Origin of the sequence: Pelagibius sp., assembly GCF_965227505.1 — a bacterium.
Lineage (GTDB): Bacteria > Pseudomonadota > Alphaproteobacteria > Kiloniellales > Kiloniellaceae > Pelagibius.
This window is the reverse complement of record NZ_OZ245757.1, coordinates 4250649-4271849: the sequence shown is the minus strand read 5'-3', so window position 1 is coordinate 4271849 and position 21201 is coordinate 4250649. Positions and strand designations below refer to the sequence as shown.

The 21201-nt window shown below is 64.8% G+C and carries 20 protein-coding genes; 10 read left to right on the top strand and 10 right to left on the bottom strand.

Going from position 1 to position 21201, the window contains the following annotated elements:
• Window positions 1-8: 8 nt before the first annotated feature.
• From ACO06P_RS20115 to bhcR, 4 genes are all read right to left on the bottom strand, one after another.
• Window positions 9-1409 carry a TfuA-like protein gene (locus ACO06P_RS20115; protein WP_420347007.1) on the bottom strand — a complete coding sequence of 467 codons (1401 nt, stop codon included), beginning with the start codon at window positions 1407-1409 and terminating at the stop codon, window positions 9-11.
• Window positions 1406-2734, bottom strand: coding sequence for a YcaO-like family protein (locus ACO06P_RS20110; RefSeq protein ID WP_420347006.1), 1329 nt, complete (start codon window positions 2732-2734; stop codon window positions 1406-1408). The genes ACO06P_RS20115 and ACO06P_RS20110 overlap by 4 nt, the downstream gene beginning before the upstream one ends.
• 5 nt (window positions 2735-2739) lie before the next feature.
• Window positions 2740-6087, bottom strand: coding sequence for an AAA family ATPase (locus ACO06P_RS20105; RefSeq protein WP_420347005.1), 3348 nt, complete (start codon window positions 6085-6087; stop codon window positions 2740-2742).
• A 407-nt stretch (window positions 6088-6494) separates the two neighbouring features.
• Window positions 6495-7343, bottom strand: coding sequence for an HTH-type transcriptional regulator BhcR (bhcR, locus tag ACO06P_RS20100; protein WP_420347004.1), 849 nt, complete (start codon window positions 7341-7343; stop codon window positions 6495-6497).
• 315 nt (window positions 7344-7658) lie between these two features.
• On the opposite strand from bhcR, the gene gcl reads away from it, so the two are divergent.
• The 3 genes from gcl to glxR all read left to right on the top strand — a co-directional run bounded on the left by gcl (window position 7659) and on the right by glxR (window position 11329).
• Entirely contained in the window at window positions 7659-9485 is a 1827-nt protein-coding gene (gcl, locus tag ACO06P_RS20095) for a glyoxylate carboligase (protein ID WP_420347003.1), read from the top strand.
• A gap of 61 nt (window positions 9486-9546) precedes the next feature.
• The gene (gene otnI, locus ACO06P_RS20090) at window positions 9547-10344 is read left to right on the top strand and encodes a 2-oxo-tetronate isomerase (RefSeq protein WP_420347002.1); all 798 of its coding nucleotides are present in this window, start codon (window positions 9547-9549) and stop codon (window positions 10342-10344) included.
• A gap of 70 nt (window positions 10345-10414) precedes the next feature.
• Entirely contained in the window at window positions 10415-11329 is a 915-nt protein-coding gene (gene glxR, locus ACO06P_RS20085; RefSeq protein WP_420347001.1) for a 2-hydroxy-3-oxopropionate reductase, read from the top strand.
• A gap of 82 nt (window positions 11330-11411) precedes the next feature.
• Here glxR and ACO06P_RS20080 read toward each other — a convergent pair whose 3' ends face one another.
• Window positions 11412-11843, bottom strand: a complete 432-nt coding sequence (locus ACO06P_RS20080) for a GFA family protein (protein ID WP_420347000.1) — start codon at window positions 11841-11843, stop codon at window positions 11412-11414.
• A gap of 119 nt (window positions 11844-11962) precedes the next feature.
• Window positions 11963-12424 (bottom strand): cupin domain-containing protein, encoded by a 462-nt coding sequence (locus tag ACO06P_RS20075; RefSeq protein WP_420346999.1) that lies wholly within the window; start codon window positions 12422-12424, stop codon window positions 11963-11965.
• Between the two features lie 115 nt (window positions 12425-12539).
• Here ACO06P_RS20075 and ACO06P_RS20070 point away from each other — a divergent pair, with 115 nt between their 5' ends.
• The 5 genes from ACO06P_RS20070 (at window position 12540) to ACO06P_RS20050 (ending at window position 16875) form a co-directional block, all read left to right on the top strand.
• The gene (locus ACO06P_RS20070) at window positions 12540-13217 is read left to right on the top strand and encodes a YdeI/OmpD-associated family protein (RefSeq protein WP_420346998.1); all 678 of its coding nucleotides are present in this window, start codon (window positions 12540-12542) and stop codon (window positions 13215-13217) included.
• 206 nt (window positions 13218-13423) lie between these two features.
• Entirely contained in the window at window positions 13424-13741 is a 318-nt protein-coding gene (locus tag ACO06P_RS20065; protein ID WP_420346997.1) for a c-type cytochrome, read from the top strand.
• A gap of 66 nt (window positions 13742-13807) precedes the next feature.
• Window positions 13808-14512 (top strand): hypothetical protein, encoded by a 705-nt coding sequence (locus ACO06P_RS20060; protein ID WP_420346996.1) that lies wholly within the window; start codon window positions 13808-13810, stop codon window positions 14510-14512.
• 195 nt (window positions 14513-14707) lie between these two features.
• Complete coding sequence (locus ACO06P_RS20055; protein ID WP_420346995.1) at window positions 14708-15985, top strand: PQQ-dependent sugar dehydrogenase; 1278 nt, start codon at window positions 14708-14710, stop codon at window positions 15983-15985.
• A 365-nt stretch (window positions 15986-16350) separates the two neighbouring features.
• Window positions 16351-16875: a hypothetical protein gene (locus tag ACO06P_RS20050; RefSeq protein WP_420346994.1), complete on the top strand. Its 525-nt coding sequence runs from the start codon at window positions 16351-16353 to the stop codon at window positions 16873-16875.
• Window positions 16876-17066: 191 nt separating this feature from the next.
• Here ACO06P_RS20050 and ACO06P_RS20045 read toward each other — a convergent pair whose 3' ends face one another.
• Window positions 17067-17732, bottom strand: coding sequence for a trimeric intracellular cation channel family protein (locus ACO06P_RS20045; protein WP_420346993.1), 666 nt, complete (start codon window positions 17730-17732; stop codon window positions 17067-17069).
• 131 nt (window positions 17733-17863) lie between these two features.
• Window positions 17864-18805 (bottom strand): LysR family transcriptional regulator, encoded by a 942-nt coding sequence (locus ACO06P_RS20040; RefSeq protein ID WP_420346992.1) that lies wholly within the window; start codon window positions 18803-18805, stop codon window positions 17864-17866.
• A 146-nt stretch (window positions 18806-18951) separates the two neighbouring features.
• On the opposite strand from ACO06P_RS20040, the gene ACO06P_RS20035 reads away from it, so the two are divergent.
• Together ACO06P_RS20035 and ACO06P_RS20030 are read left to right on the top strand one after the other, a co-directional pair.
• A complete protein-coding gene (locus tag ACO06P_RS20035; protein ID WP_420346991.1) occupies window positions 18952-19665 on the top strand; it encodes an SDR family NAD(P)-dependent oxidoreductase in 714 nt (237 codons plus the stop codon).
• A gap of 65 nt (window positions 19666-19730) precedes the next feature.
• Window positions 19731-19964: a tautomerase family protein gene (locus ACO06P_RS20030; RefSeq protein WP_420346990.1), complete on the top strand. Its 234-nt coding sequence runs from the start codon at window positions 19731-19733 to the stop codon at window positions 19962-19964.
• Window positions 19965-19971: 7 nt separating this feature from the next.
• On the opposite strand, the gene ACO06P_RS20025 is transcribed toward ACO06P_RS20030, so the two are convergent.
• Together ACO06P_RS20025 and ACO06P_RS20020 are read right to left on the bottom strand one after the other, a co-directional pair.
• On the bottom strand, window positions 19972-20388 hold the full coding sequence (locus tag ACO06P_RS20025; protein WP_420346989.1) for a RidA family protein: 417 nt from the start codon (window positions 20386-20388) through the stop codon (window positions 19972-19974).
• Between the two features lie 183 nt (window positions 20389-20571).
• Complete coding sequence (locus ACO06P_RS20020) at window positions 20572-21177, bottom strand: CDP-alcohol phosphatidyltransferase family protein (protein WP_420346988.1); 606 nt, start codon at window positions 21175-21177, stop codon at window positions 20572-20574.
• Window positions 21178-21201: the final 24 nt, after the last annotated feature.

Here is a 21201-nt window from a genome sequence, read left to right as displayed (position 1 = left end):
AACCTCTCTCACGCCGCTCCGCTCTCCTCACCGTCTCCGTCCGGTGCGAGAGCAGCCTCCTCATCCGCCAGCAGCGACCGATAGACCTTCTCGCGCGCGAGGACGGCAAGCAAGTCCTTCGGTGCATCGAAACCGAGGTCCTCTGCATAGCGCGCCACATCGTCAGGCACCCGGCGCCCCAGGCAGCCTTCAAAATACCAGTCCAGCAAAGACTGAGACGAGAGCGCAGAAGGGGCAGCCTCTGTCTCAAAAGTCTGTTGCAGCCGCTCTTCCTTGTCGCGGGCGCGCGCAGCGAGCCGGAGGTAGCGACCCTCGCTACGCAAGATGTCGAGAAGGGCTGCTTCCAGGTCGTTGCCCGCCGCCGCCCGGCAGACCTCCAACGCCGCCTCGAAGTCAAGAAGTCGGTTCAGCCCCGCGCGGTCAAGATCGCAGGCTGCAGCCCAGCGATCGAGCGCTTCGCGGGACAACAGCCCATGCCGGCGCCGCAAACGGTCAAGCGCTTCGCGGCGCGCGGCGGCATCGGCCACAGGCAGAGAATCGTCGGCATGCAACCGCAGGCGCAGCAGCGCCTTTGTCTGCAACGACTCGTAGAGCTGCGGATCGAGCCGCACTTCCTCCAGCACCGCCCGCTCCGCCGCGCTGATGGCGGGCGCCGCCCCTTCGGACTGTTCCACGAACTGGGCCCACAGCGTCGTCCGTTCAAAAACAAATGACGGTTTCGTCTCGACGCTGTCGGCGAACCCGCAAGCCAGATGCTCCAGCAGCGCCCCGGCGTCGGCGCGCTTCTGATCGACACGCCCCGTATCCAACCAGTTCAGCAGGGCGTCGCCCTCGGCGCTCGGCCGGCCCAACTCGGCGATCACGGCCGGCAACTGCGCAAAGCTGCGCTCCCGGAAGAACCGTTGCTTGTAGGCGGCGACCAAACGGTCGCGCAGCGCCGTGCCGATGACGCCCAGTTCCGCCGCGGCGGCGAAGCTGGCGCGCAGGTCGACCATGGCGTCGGAGAGCGCGGGGTAGCCCAGTTCAGGCGGGCCGTGAACCACCGCAACCTCGTCGTCATCTTCAAAGACTTCATCATCGAAGGGTGCAAAGACGCCGTCCCTGAAGGCCTCGTAGATGCGGCCGATCCCGACCATGCCGAAAGGCTCCATCTCGGCCGCGCGCAGGGCGCCCATGCTGGCTGCGCCGAAGACGGGAATGCCCTGGTCCATGGCCCAGAGGATTTCCTTGTGCCAGACCGAAGGCACGTCCTGGAAGTACCCGTCGATGATGGCGATGGCGGAGGGCCGGTCTTGTTGGACAAGCCGGTAAACATCCCCCTGGCGCACCGGCGGGCGATAGTCGGCCTGCAACACCTTGGCGGCTTCATCGCGCGGCAGGCTGGGGCCCAGGAAGACGGTGACCGTCATCTTCCGGCACTTTCGGAAGGCAGGCGCAAACCGCGGGCACGGGCGCGCCGGCCGGGGCGATAGTCGCTGCCCTCGCCTTGGTAGGCGCCTTCCAGTCCGGACGCCACGGCGCGCACCACCGGGATACCGATTTCGGGTTTGGTCAGATCGACCGCTGCAACCTGCTCCACCCCGATGGTCGCGAGACGCCCCAACACGGTGGAAAGATCGCCGGCAATGTCCGCACCGCTCAGGCTTGGAACATCGCCAAAGCTGCGCTGCGGCGGATCCGCCAGCCAGAGGCGCGCCGTGCGATTGCGCGCCAGCTTGGCGGCGCTGTCGTAGGACTCGGGCACGTAGTCGTCGCGCGACCCGGCGATGCGGGTGGTGCGCGACTGCGCTGCTTCGGTCAATGCGCGCAGCAGGGCGACCTCGCGGTCGGGATGGCAACCGGCGCCCAGCTCCGCCTCGACGCTGTGGTCGCTGGGTTCCGCCACCGCGCAGCAGAAGACCGGGACCCCGGCGTCCGACGTCACGTCCCAAAGACCGACCGAAAGCCCGGCCTCCGCATAGTGGTCCAACAGCGCGCAGGCAGCCTGGCTGTCCACCGTTCGGGCATCCATCTTGCTGGCCGTCCGCGCCGCCTCACCGCCGAGTCTCCAGAGGCTGAGCGCATCCCTTTCGATCAGTTCGCAGACGGCATGGAGCGCCGCCTCTTCGAAGGTATTGCCGGACGCCAGGCCGTTGGTGTCGGCGGGAAAGACATAGCTGCCCGGCGGCTGCGGCAGGGTGAAGTTGGTCGAAACCAGTTCCAGCGGAGCCCACAGACGCGCGTCGGCATCGCCCGGGGCGGTGCGATCGGGGTCAAGGCGCGTCGCCTCGATCCACAGGACCGGCTGGTCGCGGTGAAACGTGCCGAGGCGCGACCGCGGCAATCCGGAAACATCGATGACCCGTTCCGCCGCGGCAAGCTCGTTGAAGGAAACCATTTTGAGCGGCTTCGCAATGCGCTCGGCATGAAAGGTTTCGGCTGATTCCATGAAGGCCGAGACCCGGGCCTCATCGACCGTCAGGCCCTTTCCCTGCGACACCGCGATGGAACGGGAGAGCGGGCGGCAGGCCATGAAGACCGGAATACCGATACTGTCCAGCCCGGTCACGTTGGCGAGCCGCGTGATTCCCATCTCCTTGGCAAAGGGCAGCACCTGGGCCAGCGTCTCTTCCGGCCGGCGGCTGCGATGGGTGCCGCCGCGATAGACCTTCGCAGAACCCGGCTGGGTGACGGCCGACGCCGCGGCGCCGTCACTACCGCCGGAAACCTGCTCTCGTCGCGCCGCTTCGGTCATCGCTGCTATCCGCTTCTGCGGCCCCGCGCGGTGGAGAGGATGGCCGTCGCCGCGGCATAGTCCGCCGTACCCGCCATGGTCTCGAGCCCGACAAGACGCGGCTCCAGCGTCTTGCGGGCTTCTTCGCTGTAACCCTGCACACGCAGCAGCCCGGCCAGACTGGTCGCCGCCCGCAGCGCCAGGGTTCTGGCACCCTGGTCGCTGGCCAGGTCCAGGGCACTGTGGTAGGCGGCGATGGCCGGCTCCGGATCGTGCGGCATGCGAAGCTGCAGCAGGTAGCCGATACGCCGGCGCAGCTCCGGCAGCCAGATGCGCAGGCCGAGGGACTCGAACTCCGCCTGCGCCGCCGTGCATTCCTCCAGGGCCTCGTCGATGCGGCCGTTCAGCGCCAGGACCTCGGCAAACATGTCGTAATAGACCGGGAAATCCTCCTGCGTGCCAATGTCTTTCTGGCGTTCCAGGCCCTCGCGGATCTCGCCCAGGCCCTTGGAGAGATTGCCGAGGCGCGAGTGCGCCCAGCCCGCAAAGACCAGCGCCTTGGCCCGGTCGTCCTTGAAGCCGTGTTCGTCGGCAAAGGCGATCAGCTCGTCGGCAATGCGCAGAACCTCCACCGCATCGCGCTGATAGAGCCGATGCATGATGGTGATGTACTTGTAGTGGCTCCAGCTGCCGCCGTGATCGAGGTTTTCCAGCCAGGCCCTGGCCTGACGCTCGTACTCCATGGCCTCGTTGGGCCGGCCCATAAGCCAGTAGACCAACAGACTCTCGCCAAGACCGCAGACCTTGGCATCGTGGTTGCCGTAGAGCGTGGCATGGGCGCGGTAATCGCCCTTGTCGTAGAGGGCGAGGCCCGCGTCGATGTGCTCCATGCAGCCATGGAAGTCGCCGCGATTGAAATGCGATGCCCATTGGCAGTGGTGGGCCTGGAGCAGCAACTCCTCGTCTTTGCGGCCCCGGGCGCGGACCAGCAGTTCGTCGGCGCGCTGGCCCATTTCGTTGAAATCGCGCGAGCGGCGCCACCATCCCCAGTAGACCGGGAAGTGATCGCGGGACTCGGGCAGGCTGCGGCAGAGCTCGTAGCCCTCGCCGTAAATCTGCTCGACCTCCGTCGAACCCGGGCCGTGCAGAGCGATCAGGGCCGGGCCCAAGCGGATCAGGATCTGCAGCCGCAGTGCCTTGTATTCCTTGGTATCGGGCAGCTCTTCCAGCGCCTCCAGGCCGCGGCGCAGATGGTGGACCGCCTCGACCAGCGCCGACTGGGCAAGGCTCAGGCGGCCGGCCTGCAACCAGAGCCGCGCGGCTTCGTCATGAAGGCCCGCCGCGCTGACGTGGTGGGCCAGCAGGTCCGGCCGCTCGTCTTCGATGCGCGGGCGCAGCTTGCGCAGTCCCTGCGCCGTTTCCGCGTGGAGGCGTTGACGCTCCTCGCGCAGCAGCGAGGCATAGGCGGCCTCCTGAACCAGGCCGTGCTTGAAGATGAAGGTCTCCTTGCCGCGCTGGTCGACATCGCGGTGGATCAGGCCGGCATCGGAAAGCGCGATCAGGGCGTTGTCCAGATGGTCCGGATCGAAGCCGCCGACCGTCGAGATCAGATCGCGCGAAAAGGAGCGCCCGAGCACCGCTCCGACCCGGGCGACGGTCTTGGCAGGGCCGACACGATCCAGCCGCTCCATCAGCGAGTCGTGCAGGGAGATGGGAACGCGGGCGGCTTCGTCGCGGCGGCGGTTCTTACCCTTCGCCGCCCTCTCGAAGTCGAGTTCTATGACCGACTTGGTCAGCTCCTCGACGAAGAGCGGAATGCCATCGGCCTTTTCCGCAATTTCGCCGACTATGGCTTTGGACAAAGCGGTTCCCTGGGCCAGGCTGGCGATCAGCGCCTGCGTGTCCTTGGCCGGCAGGCGGCCGAGTTCCAGATGGTTCACATGGGCAAGAGGCCCCCAGGGGGCGTAGAAGTCCGTGCGGCAGGTGATCAGCACCTGCGCCCGCTTGTCGGCGATGGTGTTGACGACCCGGTCGAGCAGTTCGATGGAGGTCGGGTCGAGCCATTGGAAGTCGTCCACCACCACCACCAGCGGCTGAACCCGCGTCAGCACGGAGAAGTAGTCGACGATGGTGCTCAGGGTGCGCTCGCGCGCCTGTTTGGCGGCGGCCTGGGACTGGGGGTTGTCGATCGACACCGGGCTCAGCAAATCGGTAAAGACCTCGATGCGCGTCTCGCGTTCGGCGCCCTCGCCCTGAACCACCGTCGAAAGCTTTTCGCGGATAACGGCGGGTCCGTCACCGTGATCGACCCCGGCAATCAGGCGAAAGCGCTGAATGATCGGATGCAGAGGCGAATCCTGGTTGTAGGGCGACGCCTGATAGATCTGGACCGTCGCATCCTGTTCGACCTCGCGCAGGAACTGATGCGTCAGGCGCGACTTGCCGATCCCCGGTTCGCCGCAGATCATCAGCACCCGCCCGCGGCCCTCCTGCGCCTGCCGCCACTGCGCGCGCAGCAGGTCCAGCGGCTCGCTGCGGTCCGCGAAGGAGGTCTGGGTCCAACGCCCGAAATTGACGTCAGCGCGGGCGCCCTTGTGCTCACCGAGCACGCGCCAGGTGCGCACCGGCTCGGTGAGGCCCTGAAACTCCCGGCTGCCCATGTCCTCGAAGTCGAAGGCGTCCTGGGTCAGGCGGTAGGTCACGTCGGCGACGACGATCTCGTTGGGACCGGCGATGCCCTGCACCCTTGCGGCAAGGTTGGGCGCGACCCCGATGGCCGGCTGTTCGACGGCGGCGCCGCCGCCGATCAGATCGCCGACGATGACGACGCCGGAGGCGACCCCGATGCGCACCGAAAGCGTGGTTTCGGCCGGCATGTCCAACCCGCCGATGCCGTCGGTGATGCTGAGCGCCGCGTGGAGCGCATGCACCGGCGCATCCTCATGCGCCATGGGATAGCCGAAGTAAGCGAGGATTCCGTCGCCAACATAGCGGGCGATGTATCCCTCGTGGGTACCGATGATCGATGCGCAGAACGTCTGATAACGGCGCACAACCTCCAGCAGGTCTTCGGCCTCCAGCCGCTCCGAAAGGATCGTCGAGCCGACGATGTCACAGAACATGACGGTGAGATGCCGCCGTTCGGCCGGAACCCGGTCGGCCCGTGCGGCCTCCGGCTTGGTCGCCGCGGGGGTCTGCGTCTCAAGTGCCTCGGCCGCCCGCAGCAGGCGCTTGCGTTGCCCCAGCGTCAGGCCGAGCTGGCGCAGATCGTCCTCGTTGAGGTCGGGCACGATCTCCAGGTCGATGTCGTTTTCTTCGAAGGTGTCGGCGAGGCCTCCAAGGCCGATTGCCGTCAGCCACTGCCGAATGGCCATCGCGCCTTTCCCTCTCCCCCGTCCAAGCGGCCCACGCGACCCCGGCGACCCCGGCGACCTGACCGACAGGGCCGCTCCCCCCGGCCCGCGCCAAGTCTATCGGGCGGCACGGGCCAAGCCTGTGACCGAAATGTGGCATGCCAAAACCTGCCAGCCGGGGCACCCTCGGCACCGAACACTGGTTTGCTTCCCTGCAAAGCGCGCACAGTCCCCACTCTCTGCTCTCCCTCGAAGCCTCTATACTATCGCTTAAGGAAAGGCGTCGACGTGTTTTCTGTCACATTGTCGGGAACCGGGTCGAGTCGGGAACCGGACCGGGCCGCGGACCGGGCCGTGAACCGGGCTGTGAACTAGGCCGCGAACCGGCGCCGACCGCCCGGTGGCGCCATCTTGGCGGGCAGCAGGCGTCAGGGGGCCGCGGCCTGCAACCTGCGCGGCACAACACCGCCGATTTGCTCGGTTATCTCCTCTGCCGCCTGCACCACCTTGGCCCCCAGTTCCCCCAGGCGAGTCTCGGTCACGCGCACAGACGGACCGGAGATCGAGATACCGGCGATAACCTCGCCGTGTTCGTTGTGAATTGTGGCCGCGACGCAACGCATTCCGACGGTATGCTCTTCGTCGTCGACACCCCAACCGCGCTGGCGGATCTGCAGCAACTGCGCGCGCAGAGCCGCCGGGTCCACGATGGTCTGGTCGGTGAAGCGCTGCATGCCCTTTCTGTGGAGGAAATCGCGCAGCGCTTCCTCGCTCATTTCCGCCAGCATCGCCTTGCCGATCGCCGAGGAATGCATGGGCGCACGGCGCCCCGGGCGGAAAAAGGCGCGCATGGGAGCATGGCTTTCGAACTGGGTCACATAGACCAGTTCGCCCTTGTCTTCGACTGCCAGGTTGATGGTTTCGCCGACCTCCTCCATCAGACGGCGCATGACCGGCCGGCCGAGGGAGATGATCTTGCGCGACCGCAGAAAGGCATTGCCGACGTTGAACGCGCCGACGCCGACCACCCAGACGCCGTATTCCTCGTCGAAATCGGCGAAGCGGCGCTGCTGCAGCGTGGTGAGCAGCCGGTGCGTGGTCGAAGGCGCTAGGCCGACCGACTGGGCGAGGTCGGTCAGGCTCATGCCGTCGGCCTCTGCCAGGCGCTCGAGGATCGAAATCGCACGATCCAACGATTGAACCTGCCCGCCCTGGGCCGCCGGTTTCTGCGTTGACGGCTTCGACTGCTCGCGCGTCCGCGGCGCCGCTCTCGCCATGGCTCAAGACTCCGTCCGATAAGATTCCCTCGGATCAGCGGCCCGGAAGGACCGGCGATCCAGGCGCACAGCATAGGGTGCCACCCACGGCGATGTAAGCCGGAAAAAGCCAGGGCTGCGGCATTTCGGTATGGAGTTCCATAAATCGCTAGCAACGTGACCCGCTTACACCGTTGCCTTTAAAGGATTTTATCGTCTTATTTCCATGATACGGAATAGTATTCCATTTCTTGTTGACTCTGGCATACCAGCGCTTATGTTGTCGTGAACAGCTCGCCAAGAAGCCTGGCCACAACCTGAACGAGGGAGTCCGCTATGCCCAAGATGACCGCCGCCGAAGCCGCCGTGCGCGTGATGGAGAAAGAGGGCGTGACCGCCGCCTTCGGCGTTCCCGGCGCCGCCATCAATCCGCTCTACGCGGCGCTGAGGAAGCGCCAGAGCATCGATCACGTCCTGGCGCGTCATGTCGAAGGCGCCTCCCACATGGCCGAGGGCTACACCCGCGCCGAGGCCGGCAACATCGGCGTGTGCATCGGCACCTCGGGGCCGGCGGGCACCGATATGATCACCGGGCTCTACTCCGCCTCCGCGGATTCGATCCCGATCCTCTGCATCACCGGCCAGGCGCCGCGCGCCCGGATGAACAAGGAGGATTTCCAGGCCGTCGACATCGAATCCATCGCCAAGCCGGTCACCAAGTGGGCGGTGACGGTGCAGGAGCCCGCCCTGGTGCCGCGGGCTTTTCAGCAGGCCTTTCACCTGATGCGCTCGGCCCGGCCGGGCCCGGTCCTCATCGATCTGCCGCTGGACGTGCAGCTGGCCGAGATCGAATTCGACGACGAAACCTATGAGCCGCTGCCGGTCTACAAGCCCGCCGCCACCCGGGCGCAGGTCGAGAAGGCGCTCACCATGCTGAACGACGCGGAGAAGCCGCTCATCGTGGCCGGCGGCGGCGTGATCAACGCCGATGCCTCCGACCTGCTGGTCGAGTTCGCCGAGGTGACCGGGGTGCCCGTGATCCCCACCCTGATGGGCTGGGGCGCGATTGCCGACGACCATCCGCTGATGGCCGGCATGGTCGGGCTGCAGACCAGCCACCGCTACGGCAACGCCACCTTCCTGCAGTCCGACTTCGTGCTCGGCATCGGTAACCGCTGGGCCAACCGCCATACCGGTTCCATCGACGTCTACACCAAGGGCCGCACCTTCGTGCATGTGGACATCGAGCCGACCCAGATCGGTCGCGTCTTCATGCCGGACTACGGCATCGTCTCCGACGCCAAGGCGGCCCTGGAGCTCTTCATCGAGGTCGCCAGGGAATGGCGGGCCGCCGGCAAGCTGAAGGACCGCTCCGCCTGGGCCGGCGAGTGCGAGCACCGCAAGACCCACATGCTGCGCAAGACCCACTTCGATACGGTGCCGCTGAAGCCGCAGCGGGTCTATCAGGAGATGAACGAGGTCTTCGGGCGGGACACCTGCTACGTCACCACCATCGGCCTGTCGCAGATCGCCGCCGCCCAGTTCCTGCACGTCTACAACCCGCGCAACTGGATCAACTGCGGTCAGGCCGGCCCGCTGGGCTGGACCATGCCGGCCGCCCTGGGCGTGCGCAAGGCCTGTCCGGACCGTGAAATCGTCGCCATCTCCGGAGACTACGACTTCCAGTTCATGATCGAGGAGCTGGCCGTCGGCGCCCAGTTCAAGATGCCCTACATCCACGTCGTGGTGAACAATTCCTACCTCGGCCTGATCCGCCAGGCGCAGCGCGGTTTCGACATGGACTACAACGTCCAGCTCTCCTTCGAGAACGTGAACAACCCGGAGCTGGGCGATTACGGCGTCGATCATGTCGCGGTGGCGGAGGGCCTGGGCTGCAAGGCGATTCGGGTGAAAAGTCCCAACGAGTTCAAGGAAGCCTTCGACAAGGCCCATCAATTGATGGATGAATACCAGGTGCCGGTGGTGGTGGAGTTCATTCTGGAGCGGGTCACCAACGTCTCCATGGGTACGGAGTTGAACGCGGTGAACGAATTCGAGGAGATTCTCTGCCTCGATCCCTCGCTCGGAACCGACGGCGTGCCGACCACCCGCGAGAACGCCAGCATCGATGAGGACATCGACGTGCTGGAACCGGCTGAATAGGCGCAGCAAGACGCCCCGACTCAGGCCGCAAGGCCGGACGCATTTCAGGAGGACCCGGAAAATGCCCAAGTTTGCCGCCAACCTTTCGATGCTCTACGGCGAGCACGACTTCCTCGACCGCTTCGCCGCAGCCGCCAAGGACGGCTTTCAAGGCGTGGAGTATCTCTTTCCCTACGCTTTCGAGAAGGACGCCCTGGCGGAGGCGCTGAACCGCAACGGCCTGACCCAGGTGCTGCACAACATGCCGGGCGGCGACTGGGATGCCGGCGAGCGCGGGCTGGCCTGCCTGCCCGACCGGGTCGGCGAATTTCAGGACGGCGTCGGCACAGCCATCGACTACGCCAAGACCCTGGGCTGCACCCAGCTGCACGCCATGGCCGGCATCCGGCCCGACGGCGTCGATCCGGACAAGGTCGCGGAAACCTATGTCGAGAACCTGCGCTTCGCCGCGGCCAAGACCAAGGAAGCGGGCATCGCACTGCTGATCGAGGCGATCAACACCATCGACATCCCCGGCTTCTACCTCTCCACCTCGGCCCAGGCCTTGAGCGTCATCGACACTGTCGGTTCGGACAACCTCTTCTTCCAGTACGACATCTATCACATGCAGATCATGGAGGGCGATCTGGCGCGGACCATCGAGACCAACCTGGCGAAGATCGCCCACATGCAGCTGGCCGACAATCCGGGGCGCCACGAGCCGGGCACCGGCGAGATTAACTACCCCTTCCTCTTCGACGCCGTCGACCGAATGGGCTACAAAGGCTGGATCGGCTGCGAGTACAAGCCCAGGGCCGGCACCTCGGAAGGCCTCGGCTGGCTGAAACCCTACCTCGCCGCCAGCGCAGCGGCGGAATAAGCCGCGCGCCGCACGACGCCGAAAACAAACGCAAAGCGCGGAACAACGCAAAGCAAGGAACGGAAACGTCATGGCAAAGATCGGATTCATCGGCCTCGGCATCATGGGTGCGCCCATGGTCGGCCACCTGCTGGACGGCGGGCACGAGGTCACCAGCACGGTGCACCGCACGCCGGCGCCGGACGAACTGACGGGCAAGGGCCTGAAGCTGGTCGAGACCGCCAAGGCGGTCGCCGAGGCCAGCGACATCGTCATCACCATGGTGCCGAACACACCCCAGGTTGAAGCCGTGCTGTTCGGCGAGAACGGCGTGGCCGAGGGGCTTTCCAGCGGCAAGCTCGTCATCGATATGAGCTCGATCTCCCCCATCGAGACCAAGGTCTTCGCCGCGAAGATCAACGCGCTCGGCTGCGACTATCTGGACGCCCCGGTCTCCGGCGGGGAGGTCGGCGCCAAGGGCGCCTCGCTGACCATCATGGTCGGCGGTGCGGAGGCGGCCTTCGAGACCGCGAAGCCGATCTTCGAGCTGATGGGCAAGAACATCACCCTGGTCGGTGCCAACGGTGTCGGACAGACCACCAAGGTGGCCAACCAGATCGTCGTCGCGCTGACCATCGAGGCGGTGGGCGAAGCGCTGGTCTTCGCCTCCAAGGCCGGCGCCGACCCGGCCAAGGTGCGCCAGGCGCTGATGGGCGGCCTTGCCACCTCGCGGATCCTGGAGATCCATGGCGAGCGCATGATCAAGCGCACCTTCGATCCCGGTTTCCGCATCGAACTGCACCAGAAGGACCTGAACCTCGCCCTGCAGGGCGCCAAAGCGCTGGGCGTCAGCCTGCCCAACACCGCGACCGCGCAGGAGCTCTTCAACGCCTGCGCCGCTAACGGCGGTGCCGGCTGGGACCACTCCGCCATGGTGCGCGCGCTGGAACTGATGGCCGCCCACCCGGTGGCCGAGGACGAGGCCGCCTCCGCGGCAGCGGAGTAGGTTTGCACGCCAGATAAGACGAAGGCCCGCCGGTCCGATCCGGCGGGCCTTTTGCATTCCGGGCAGCAGCGCCGATCCGCACTTATTCAGATTTATAGCCCCTTGGGTCTTCCGGTGACTGAAGCAGCGTCCCCTCGTATTTTGGAAGATCATCATCGATCTGAAGCCAGGGAAGCTTGCTTGCATAGTTCACGTGGAACGTCGGTTCGAAGTCGCCGGGATCTTCCAAGGACGCGGCGTAGAGGTGCATTCCGCCCGGGTAATGATCCGCTTCAAATCCCATCGGCGAGCCGCAGGTCCCGCAGAAATGCCGCCGGACGCCTTTGGAACTCTCGAGGGTTTTCGGCGCCTCTCCCAGCCATCTGAAGTGTTTGACAGGTACGCCGAGCCAGGCCACCACTGGTGCGGCACAATTTCGGCGGCAGTCGTCGCAATGGCAATAGCAGGCCCATGTGACCTCGCCTTTGAACTCCCAGCGTGTGTTTCCGCAAAGGCAACGGCCTCGCTTTGTCATTTCGGTCCCTCAGATGTTTCCACCGAGCAGGCGACGCAGGTCTAAGTCCTCGGCGCGCTCGTCAACAAGCAGGGTGTTTGCCTTCTTGGCTCATTTCGTTGGGGTCGGCGAGCGTAGGATCAAGCATCAGTATAGGGTGTGCCATCCTTGTGCACGAACCGGCCATCTGCGTTGGCGCTCATCATGTCAACATCGGAACAGGTCGTGATGTCGTCCGGCTGGCGCGAGCCGACTTCCAGATAAACCGCTACCTTGTCCGATTTGTTGATCATATGGTGGCCGTTTCCGGCGCCCTTCGCAAAGGCCGCGCAGTCGCCTGCTCGAATCACCGTCTCGCCTTCGTTTTCGACCAGCGTAAGCTCGCCCTCGAGCACGAAGACGAACTCATCTTCATGAGAATGCCAGTGGCGCTGGCTGGACCAGTTGCCCGGAGGCAAGCGCATGAGATTGACCCCAAAATCGGTCAGTCCTCCGGCATCACCAAGCCTTTGCCGCAAGCGTTCGGCGCAGGGTGTGTTGAGATCCGGCGGATAACCCGTACCCTTGGAAACCGGCACGGCGGCGACGTCGATCTTGGGCATGGCGATACTCCGAGCTGCAGCGTTGCACCCTGCGCAGCTAACCATAGCTCACAACATTCACCAACGTTCACTGAGAGCCCGATGCAGACCTATTTGCTCGACTTGCGCGCATTTGATGCTCAAGGTGGTTCAGGGCAACCAAGCGGCGCCAGATTGGAAGACCGGCAATGCCATGATCACAGATATCGAGGAATACTTTTCCAAAGGATGCGGACGCTGCGAGCGCTTTGCCACAGCAGACTGCTCCACGCGGCAGTGGGCGAGTGGCCTCATCGATCTCCGCCGAATCTGCCGCGATTCAGGGCTCGTTGAAACGGTCAAATGGGGGCATCCGTGCTACATGCACGAAGGGCGCAACATCGCCATCATCGGCGCCCTTCGCGGCGATTTTCGCCTCAGTTTCTTCAATGCTGCGCTGATGAAAGACCCTGAGCGTATCCTTCAGAAGCAGGGGCGCAATACCCGGTATCCTGACATGATCCGCTTTACGGAAAATGCACAAGCGGCACAGATGGAGGCGGTCATCCGGTCCTATTTGACGGAAGCGAAGGGCTATGCAGAGGCGGGCATCAAAGCGCCGAAAGAGGAAAGTCAAATCGAACTGCCTCTCGAGTTGAGTGAGGCCTTGGAGTCCGACCCCGAACTGGCGGAGGCATTTCACAAGCTGACGCCAGGCCGGCAGAAAAGCTACGTCATCAACCTGAACTCAGCAAAGAAGTCCGAAACGCGGACCTCCCGCATTGTAAAGTTCCGCAATCGCATCCTTGCGGGAAAGGGGGCGACGGAGCGGTGAGTTGAGACTTTGAAGCCCCACTCCATCTCCATCGAAGTCTTTCAATCTGTTGGGGCTGAACGACAGCGCCGTGGCATCCGCCGGTCCCGCGCGACAGTACGACGTGACGTACGCGCCCGAGCGCGGAATTGACAAGCCATGAGCGCGTCGTAGTCTCTAGATCGCGTCCCTAAACAACAATCATAAGGGATCGGGAGGAGATCGGAATGAAGACGCTGCAAGCGCTCACACTCTGCGCAGCCCTGGTTCTGACTGCGTCGCACGCACGGGGCGAGGACGCCGCAGCCGGAGAGGCGCAGTACGCAGAGACCTGCATCAACTGCCACGGGAAGGCCGGAAAGGGCATGGCGAGTTTCCCGTCGATTGCCGGCAGGGATGCGGACTACATCGCAGAGCGGCTGATGCAGTACCGCGCCCGGGAAATGGTGGGGCCCAACTCCGCCATCATGATGTCCTGGGCCGAAAAGCTGTCCGATGAAGAAATCGCCGATCTTGCCGCCTACATTTCGGCGGCCTTCCAATAATCAAAGCCCGATGCGAACCGCACCGGCAATGCCGCCGCCTTTCCTGCCTGGGTGAGGAGGCGGCCTGTGCTTCGCAAGACTTTCTGCGCCATCGTCGCCAGCACCATCCTCGCGGGCGCCTTCGTCGCGAACGCTTGGGCAGCGGAGCAGACGCAAAGCAACGCAGGCACCGGCTCCGAGGCAGAGGTCGCCGCGCCTGAGGACGGCGGCCCGCGGCGCTGGCAGGTGGCGGTACGCAATGGAACAGAGTTGCGCGCTTCGCCGGCGCCGGATGCGCCCGTCATCGGGATGCTCGCCGACGGCGCAATCCTCTCCAATCTCGGCTGCGCGGACGCCGGCGGCCATGTCTGGTGCAAGGTCCGCCCCCTTCACAGCCGGGCCCGCGGTTATGTCGTGGCGGAGGTTCTCCGCCCGGCGCGCGGTCCGGACGGAACCGTGCCCATGGGCGCCGACGACAGCGCACTGCGCGCGGGGCAAGGCGATTTCGATGCCAGCGGTACTCTCTCCTGCGCGCAGATCCGCGGTGAGCCGATGGGCGCGTGCGCGTTCGGTGTCGCGCGCGGTACCGGCGGCGATGCGACGGTTGTCGTGACGTTTTCCAACGGCTTCAAACGCAGGCTGTTCTTCGCGCATGGCCGCTTCATCTCGGCCGATGCCACGATGTCCGGCACCGGCTTCGACAGCGACTGGCGGATGGAGAACGGTCTCCATCTCATCCGGGTCGACGACCAACGCTATGCGCTGCCAAACACAGCGGTTTTCGGCGAATAGGTTGAGTCGGACGGCAGCAGCCCGCCCGTCATCCATTTCCTCGGCGGCCTCATTTGTCCCTTTGCGCTGTGCCATTGAACTAGGGCTGTAATCCTCGCCGAGGAAAGTAGTTGAAGTGACTAATGTCTGAGTTACGATCTCTTCACCCGGTCTCAAATGGGCAAGAACCATAAAAAACTACGGGAGGAATCCAAGATGAAACGCAATCTGACTCTATGGTCGCTCAGTGCGGTCGTGGCCTCGGCCATGACTTGTGCACCGGCTCTTGCGGACAGTCATGCCGGCGCCCCCAGCCTCACGCACACAACCGTTCTCTCCGGGCTGGAAAGCCCGTGGGACATGGCCTTCCTCGCGGATGGAACCATGTTCTTTACCGAGAAATGCCTTGGCCTGTCGGTTCGCCTCCCCTCCGGCGATGTCAAAGCCCTCCTGGGAATGACCGGGAGCGACGGCTATCCGAGCACGGCGGACGACCTGTTCTGCGAGGGCCAGGCCGGCATGCAGGGTGTGGCCGTCGACCCGGACTTTGACGAGAACCGCTTCATCTACGTCTATTCCACGTCCAGCATGACCGCGCCGGGCAGCAACCGTCTCATGCGGTTGACGGTGAGCGACGATTTCAGCGCGGTGTCGGACCGCACCGATATCATCGAAGACGTCCCCTACAAGCCGGAGGCCACCGACCATCCCTTCGGCGGCCCGGGTGCGCACAATGGCGGGCGCGTCCGCTTCGGCCCGGATGGTCATCTCTACCTGACCACCGGCGACACCCATAACGGCGAGGTCCCGCAGTCGCCAACGCTGCTCGGCGGCAAGGTGCTGCGCGTCGACCGTGACGGCAATGCGGTGTCGGACAACAGCCCGCCGGCGGGCTTCGACCCCCGCATCTTCACCTATGGCCACCGCAACGTACAGGGCATCGCCTTCCGCCCGAGCGACGGCCAGCCGGTGGTGGCCGAACACGGCCCCTGGCATTCCGACGAGATCACCGTGCTGGTGAACGGCGGCAATGCCGGATGGGACCCGCGCCCCAACATGGCGGGCCGTGGCGACTGTCCCGTGAACTACTGCGGCTACATGCCTAATCAGATGGAAGGTATGGATCCGGCGGAGCGGGTGAAATTCATGCCGATGACCGACACGGCGACCTATCCCGATGCGATGCCGCCGGCCTGGAACAACAACGGCCTCTCGCAGGGCACCTCCTCAGCCGCGTTTCTGAGCGGCGATCAGTGGGGCGCCTGGAACGGCCGTCTGGCCGTCGGGATCATGGGAATCGGCTTCGGGGGAACCCCGGTCGGGATGCGCATCGACATTATCGACCTCGCGGAGGATGGAAAGTCCGCCGACAGCGTCATGACAATGTCCCTGCCCATGGCCGCCGGCCGGTTCCGGTCGGTCGTTCAGGGGCCTGACGGCAGTCTCTATGCGGCCGTCGACCAGGGTGACATCTACAAGCTCACGCCGAACTGAACCGATCTCAGCCGCGCCGTCCCTCGGCGGCGCGGCGATCCCCCTCAAAAGGGCGGAGTTCCGGGCAAACCCCGGGCATCCTCGTTTGCACCTCCATCGGGCCCTTACCTCCGCGCTTCTTCGATCTCCTTGAGTGTGCGGCCGGGACGGCGGTGGTAGGCGGTCATCGACCAGGTGTAGCTGATGGCGAGGCCGCGAGCCGACATTCCGTTCTAAGGTCAAAGTGTCGCCAAAGCGCCGGAAGCGGACACCGAGATCGAGTCTCAAGAGCTTGGGTCCTTGAAGAGTCAAGGAATCGCGCGAATACTGCTACGACCGCTTCGGCTCAATTGGTGTTCTCGATGAGATCCGCGCAACTACTGTCAATGCTGTTTCTGACAACGGCCCTCACTATCGCGCCCGGTTATGCCGTGGAGATACAGAATTTCCGGTCTGGCCTTATGTGCGACGTAGATGAGGAGGTTGCGACCGGCGATGTTCCAGTCAGCTGGATCTGCTTTGAAACAGAAATCATATACGTCACCGGTCAAGGCCAGTGCACCTATGATGGACGGAAAGAGAAATGCACTTGGTATGGTTTCGAATTCGACTATGCGAACGCAAGCGAAGAGGATGAAATTACCTGTGTTTCTACATCATCCGTTCCGACCACCATAGGAACGCCAGAGGGTGTCGATGCGGAAGATGTGACGGTTTACGAATGGTCCTACACACTGCCGCCCGGCAATGGCCATCACTTCAATCCTCAGTATTCAGTCGCAGTCGCGGGTCAGGGTCAAAAATCAGTGCATAGCGAAATTGTTTGCTCTGTCGATGGCAAAGAACTGTATCAATTTCGTCTCACCAAGATCTATCCGGCGCTGACTGAAGAACGGCTAGAGAAACGTTGATTCGCCAGTGTCGACAGGCGGAGAAAGGACAAAGCAAGAAAGACCGGAAAGTGCCAAACATGGTTCCTGCCGGTCGAGCTTGACCGGCTGCTTTGGATCAATCCTTGATCCCCCTATCGACACAAAGACTGTCCGCATTCGCGTGTCAACCAGACAAGCATCTGATCCACACGCCAGTGCCATCCTCTCCGCTACTTCCGCGCCTCCTCGATCTCCTCGAGGGTGCGGCCGGGGCGGTGGCGGTAGGCCGGCATCGACCAGTTGTAGGTGATGGCGAGGCCACGCACCGTGAAGGTGACGAGAACGCCGGCCGCGCCGGCGAGCAGCGCCGGCAGCGCAAGTTCGGCGAGAACAACATAGGTGCAGGCGCCGAGCCCCGAGGCGGTGACGTAGATCTCGCGCCGCAGGATCACCGAAGGCTCGTTGCCGACGAGATCGCGCACGATCCCGCCGACGGTGCCGGTGACCACACCCATGGCCACCGCGACCAGCGCGCCGGTACCGTTGTCCAGGCCCTTGGCGGTGCCGGCCACCGTCACCAGGGCGAGGCCCAAGGCATCGAACCACAACAGCACCCGGTAGCGGGACTCCACCAGGTGCGCGGTGAAATGCACGACCACCGCCGTGACGAGGCAGGCGATGACGTGGTGCGGCGCGACCATCCAGAACACCGGCACGTCCAGCAGCAGGTCGCGGACCGTGCCGCCGCCGACACCGGTCAGGACCGCAAGCCACATGAAGCCGACGATATCGAGGCTCTTGCGCGAGGCCACCAGCGCGCCCGAGACGGCGAAGACGATCACCGCCAGGATATCGATGGTCAGCACCAACTGCGGTGGCGCTTCGATTTCCAGCATGTCAAACCTGCCTTTCGCGGCCTTGGACCGTTGTCGCTCCGCTGCGGAGAACCGACCCCTATGCTAGTTGAAGACTGCGGAGCGGCGCCACCGGGCCCGGCAACTCCCGGTCGGCACCGCAGTGCAGCCGATCAAGACGCACCCTCTTTCTTCATGCAGGGGCCCAGCTCGGCAAGCTGGGCGAAGCGGGCCTTCAGCCGGGGAGCGGCAAAGTCAAAGAAGGCCCGGACCTTCGGGATGGCCAGGCGCCCTTCTGCCGTAACGAGGTGGACCGGCAGCGGCGGAGAGCAGTGGTCCGGCAACACCACGGCCAGCCGCCCGTCGCCCACTTCCTCCGCGACCTGATAGGAAAAGGTCCGGGTCAGGCCCTGGCCGGCAATGGCCGAGCCGACCGCCGCCTCAACCGTGTTGACCACCAGCCGCGGCGTGATCGCGACCTCCTGCGGCGGTGCCGAAGCCCCGGCGGTGAAGGGCCAGGCAACGGTGCCGAAGACTGTCATGGCGATGATGCGGTGCGCCTGAAGATGGGCGGGCTCGGTGATCGGCGGATGGGCTGCGAGATAGGACGGTGCCGCACAGACGACCTGCCGCACCTCGCCGACCCGCAGGGCGACCAGACTGGAGTCCGGCAGGTGGCCGATCCGCAGCGCGACGTCGACCCCCTCCTCCACAAGGTTGAGCTTGCGGTCGAGCATCAGCAGCCGCGCCGTGACCTCCGGGAAGCGGTCGAGGAAGTCGTCGAGGATCGGCCGCAGGATGCGGGCCCCGCTGACGATGGGTCCGGTCAGCGTGAGCAGCCCCCGCGGCATCGCCCCCTCGCCGGCTGCCAGCAGCTCCGCCTGCTCCAGTTCCGCCAGGATGCGCCGGCAGGCCGCGGCATAGCTCTCGCCTGCCACGCTCAGGCGCATGGCGCGGGTCGTGCGGTGCAGCAGCGGCGTGCCGATGTGGCGCTCGAGAAAGGCGACGGCCCGGGAAACCGCTGCCGGCGAGCGCCCGAGACGGCGTCCCGCGCCGGCGAGACTGCCTTCATCCAGTACGGTCACGAAGACCCGCATGGCGCCCAAACGGTCCATTATTCTTCCTCTAAACGAAAGGATATCTTTCGTTATGTGACTATTCACACGAGCAACGCAAGAAATTACCTCTTCGCTTGAGCAAGGCCGAGGGGCGCTCCGCTGCGCCCGGCGACGGTCACGAATTTCAAAGGAGCGAGGACGCGATGGCAGAGACTTCGAAGGTTGCACTGATCACCGGTGCCTCACAGGGCATCGGCGCCGCCCTGGTGGCCGGCCTGCGCGCCCAGAATTACCGCATCGTCGCCAATTCGCGCCGGATCGATCCCTCGACAGATCCGGACGTGGTCACGGTGCGCGGCGATGTCGCCGACCCGGCGACGGCGCGCTCAATGGTCGACGCGGCTCTGGACCGCTTCGGGCGCATCGATACGCTGGTGAACAACGCGGGGGTCTTCGTCTCAAAGGGCTTTGTCGACTTCACGGCGGAAGACTACGCCGCCGTCGCGGCTACCAATCTGACCGGCTTCTTCCACGTCTCGCAACAGGCCCTCGCGGTGATGCTGCGCCAGGGAAGCGGCCATATCGTCAGCATGACCACCAGTCTGGCCGACCAGCCGATCGCCGGCGTGCCGGCCGCCCTGAACGCTCTGACAAAAGGCGGCCTCAACGCGGTTACACGGTCGTTGGCCATCGAGTACGCGCAGACAGGCGTCCGGGTGAACGCCGTATCGCTTGGCATCATCGACACACCGATGCACGCCGACGGCGATCATGGCTTCCTGGCAGGCCTGCACCCCATCGGGCGCATGGGCGATGTCGACGAAGTCGTCGAAGCGGTGCGTTATCTCGACGCCGCGACCTTCATCACCGGCGAGGTGCTGCATCTGGACGGCGGCGCCCACGCCGGACGCTGGTAGCCTCTGCAGCCTGAGCAATCGACCGAGCCCCCACCGATATCCCAGCGCGGAAAATGAGGAACAAAATGCCCTACGTAAACATCAAGGTGACCCGCGAGGGCACCACCCCCGAATTGGCGAGCGTGACGGCCGAGCAGAAGGCTGCGTTGATCAGGGGCGTGAGCCAGCTTCTCCTGGACGTTCTCAACAAATCTCTCGACTCCACCTTCGTGGTGATCGACGAAATCGAACTGGAGAACTGGGGCGTCGGCGGTCTGCCGGTCCAGGAGTACCGCCAGCGCATCGCAGGCCGGCGCTGACCCGGTCTCAGCCGTCGGGGGCGCGGAAGCGGTCGTGGGGTACCTCCGCGATCGCCGTGATCTCGACCATCAGATCGGGATCGTAGAGCCGCGCGACCTCGACCGTGGTGGTGGCCGGGAAAGGCGCGGCAAAGAATTCCTTGCGAATGGCGCCTGCCGCCATGAAGGCTTCGATGTCGGTGACGTACTGGGTCAGGGAGACGATGTCCGCCATGGTGCCGCCGACATGGGCGAGCACGGCCTGAATGTTCTCCAGGACCTGGCGCAGCTGCGCCGGCATGTCGCCTTTGCCGACAACCCTGCCCTCAGGGTCGAGCGCAACCTGGCCCTTCAGATAGACCGTCTGCCCCTCGCCCTGGACCACCCCCATGGAGAAGGCCCCGAAGGGCGCCCAGACGCCGGGCGGGTTGAAGCTGGTCGCCATTGCTTTGCCTGTCTGTTCCCCGGGGCCGAAGCGCCCCAATAGGCCACGACTATGCCCCCGCTCCGATGAAGGCGACAATCATCAAAGGACACCGGCACCAAAGAACACCGGCACCAAAGAACACCCGCACGAAAGAACGCCGGCCATGGGAGAACGCTCCCGCCAAGGTGCGGCGTGTGCCGCTCAGGCCCGGAAGGTCTCCACCGCGGAATAGATCCTGACGGCCGTCGTCAGCCAGCAGAGGGCGCCGAATATCCAGGCGAACCAGGCAAAGAAATCGGGAAACAGGCATATGGCGATGAAGAGCGCGATGGTCTCCGTGCCCTCGGTCAGGCCCCCCAGGTAGTAGATCGACTTCTTGCCCCGCGCGGCGGTGGTGATGCCGCGCTTGGCCGCCAGCGTGGCGAAGGCGAGGAAGCTGACACCCGTGCCGATGAAGGAGAAGATCAGAAAGGCGGCCGCCAGCGCCTCTTCGGGGCGCCCGACCGCGAAAAAGAAGATCACGCCGGAGTAGAAAAGGAAATCCAGGACGATGTCGAGGTAACCGCCGAGATCGGTGATCCGTCCGTGACGGGCCACGGCCCCGTCCAGGCCATCGGCCAGCCGGTTCAGCAGGATGAATGCCAGGGCCAGACCGTAGCTCTCCAGCGCCAGCATCGCCCAGGCCCCGCAGCCGACCAGAAACCCCGCGGTCGTCACGCCGTTGGCGGTGACACCCAGACGCGCCAGGTGCCGCCCGGCCTTGTCGAGCGGGGGGTCGATAACCCGGCGAAGGCGTGCATCAAACATGCCCCCCCATAGCCTCTTCACAGC

Excerpts from the sequence above, each read along its gene's own strand:
- ACO06P_RS20115 (WP_420347007.1), bottom strand. The coding sequence starts at position 1,409 with ATGACGGTCACCGTCTTCCTGGGCCCCAGCCTGCCGCGCGATGAAGCC.
- ACO06P_RS20110 (WP_420347006.1), bottom strand. The coding sequence starts at position 2,734 with ATGACCGAAGCGGCGCGACGAGAGCAGGTTTCCGGCGGTAGTGACGGC.
- ACO06P_RS20105 (WP_420347005.1), bottom strand. The coding sequence starts at position 6,087 with ATGGCCATTCGGCAGTGGCTGACGGCAATCGGCCTTGGAGGCCTCGCC.
- bhcR (WP_420347004.1), bottom strand. The coding sequence starts at position 7,343 with ATGGCGAGAGCGGCGCCGCGGACGCGCGAGCAGTCGAAGCCGTCAACG.
- gcl (WP_420347003.1), top strand. The coding sequence starts at position 7,659 with ATGCCCAAGATGACCGCCGCCGAAGCCGCCGTGCGCGTGATGGAGAAA.
- otnI (WP_420347002.1), top strand. The coding sequence starts at position 9,547 with ATGCCCAAGTTTGCCGCCAACCTTTCGATGCTCTACGGCGAGCACGAC.
- glxR (WP_420347001.1), top strand. The coding sequence starts at position 10,415 with ATGGCAAAGATCGGATTCATCGGCCTCGGCATCATGGGTGCGCCCATG.
- ACO06P_RS20080 (WP_420347000.1), bottom strand. The coding sequence starts at position 11,843 with ATGACAAAGCGAGGCCGTTGCCTTTGCGGAAACACACGCTGGGAGTTC.
- ACO06P_RS20075 (WP_420346999.1), bottom strand. The coding sequence starts at position 12,424 with ATGCCCAAGATCGACGTCGCCGCCGTGCCGGTTTCCAAGGGTACGGGT.
- ACO06P_RS20070 (WP_420346998.1), top strand. The coding sequence starts at position 12,540 with ATGCTCAAGGTGGTTCAGGGCAACCAAGCGGCGCCAGATTGGAAGACC.
- ACO06P_RS20065 (WP_420346997.1), top strand. The coding sequence starts at position 13,424 with ATGAAGACGCTGCAAGCGCTCACACTCTGCGCAGCCCTGGTTCTGACT.
- ACO06P_RS20055 (WP_420346995.1), top strand. The coding sequence starts at position 14,708 with ATGAAACGCAATCTGACTCTATGGTCGCTCAGTGCGGTCGTGGCCTCG.
- ACO06P_RS20050 (WP_420346994.1), top strand. The coding sequence starts at position 16,351 with ATGCTGTTTCTGACAACGGCCCTCACTATCGCGCCCGGTTATGCCGTG.
- ACO06P_RS20045 (WP_420346993.1), bottom strand. The coding sequence starts at position 17,732 with ATGCTGGAAATCGAAGCGCCACCGCAGTTGGTGCTGACCATCGATATC.
- ACO06P_RS20040 (WP_420346992.1), bottom strand. The coding sequence starts at position 18,805 with ATGGACCGTTTGGGCGCCATGCGGGTCTTCGTGACCGTACTGGATGAA.
- ACO06P_RS20035 (WP_420346991.1), top strand. The coding sequence starts at position 18,952 with ATGGCAGAGACTTCGAAGGTTGCACTGATCACCGGTGCCTCACAGGGC.
- ACO06P_RS20030 (WP_420346990.1), top strand. The coding sequence starts at position 19,731 with ATGCCCTACGTAAACATCAAGGTGACCCGCGAGGGCACCACCCCCGAA.
- ACO06P_RS20025 (WP_420346989.1), bottom strand. The coding sequence starts at position 20,388 with ATGGCGACCAGCTTCAACCCGCCCGGCGTCTGGGCGCCCTTCGGGGCC.
- ACO06P_RS20020 (WP_420346988.1), bottom strand. The coding sequence starts at position 21,177 with ATGTTTGATGCACGCCTTCGCCGGGTTATCGACCCCCCGCTCGACAAG.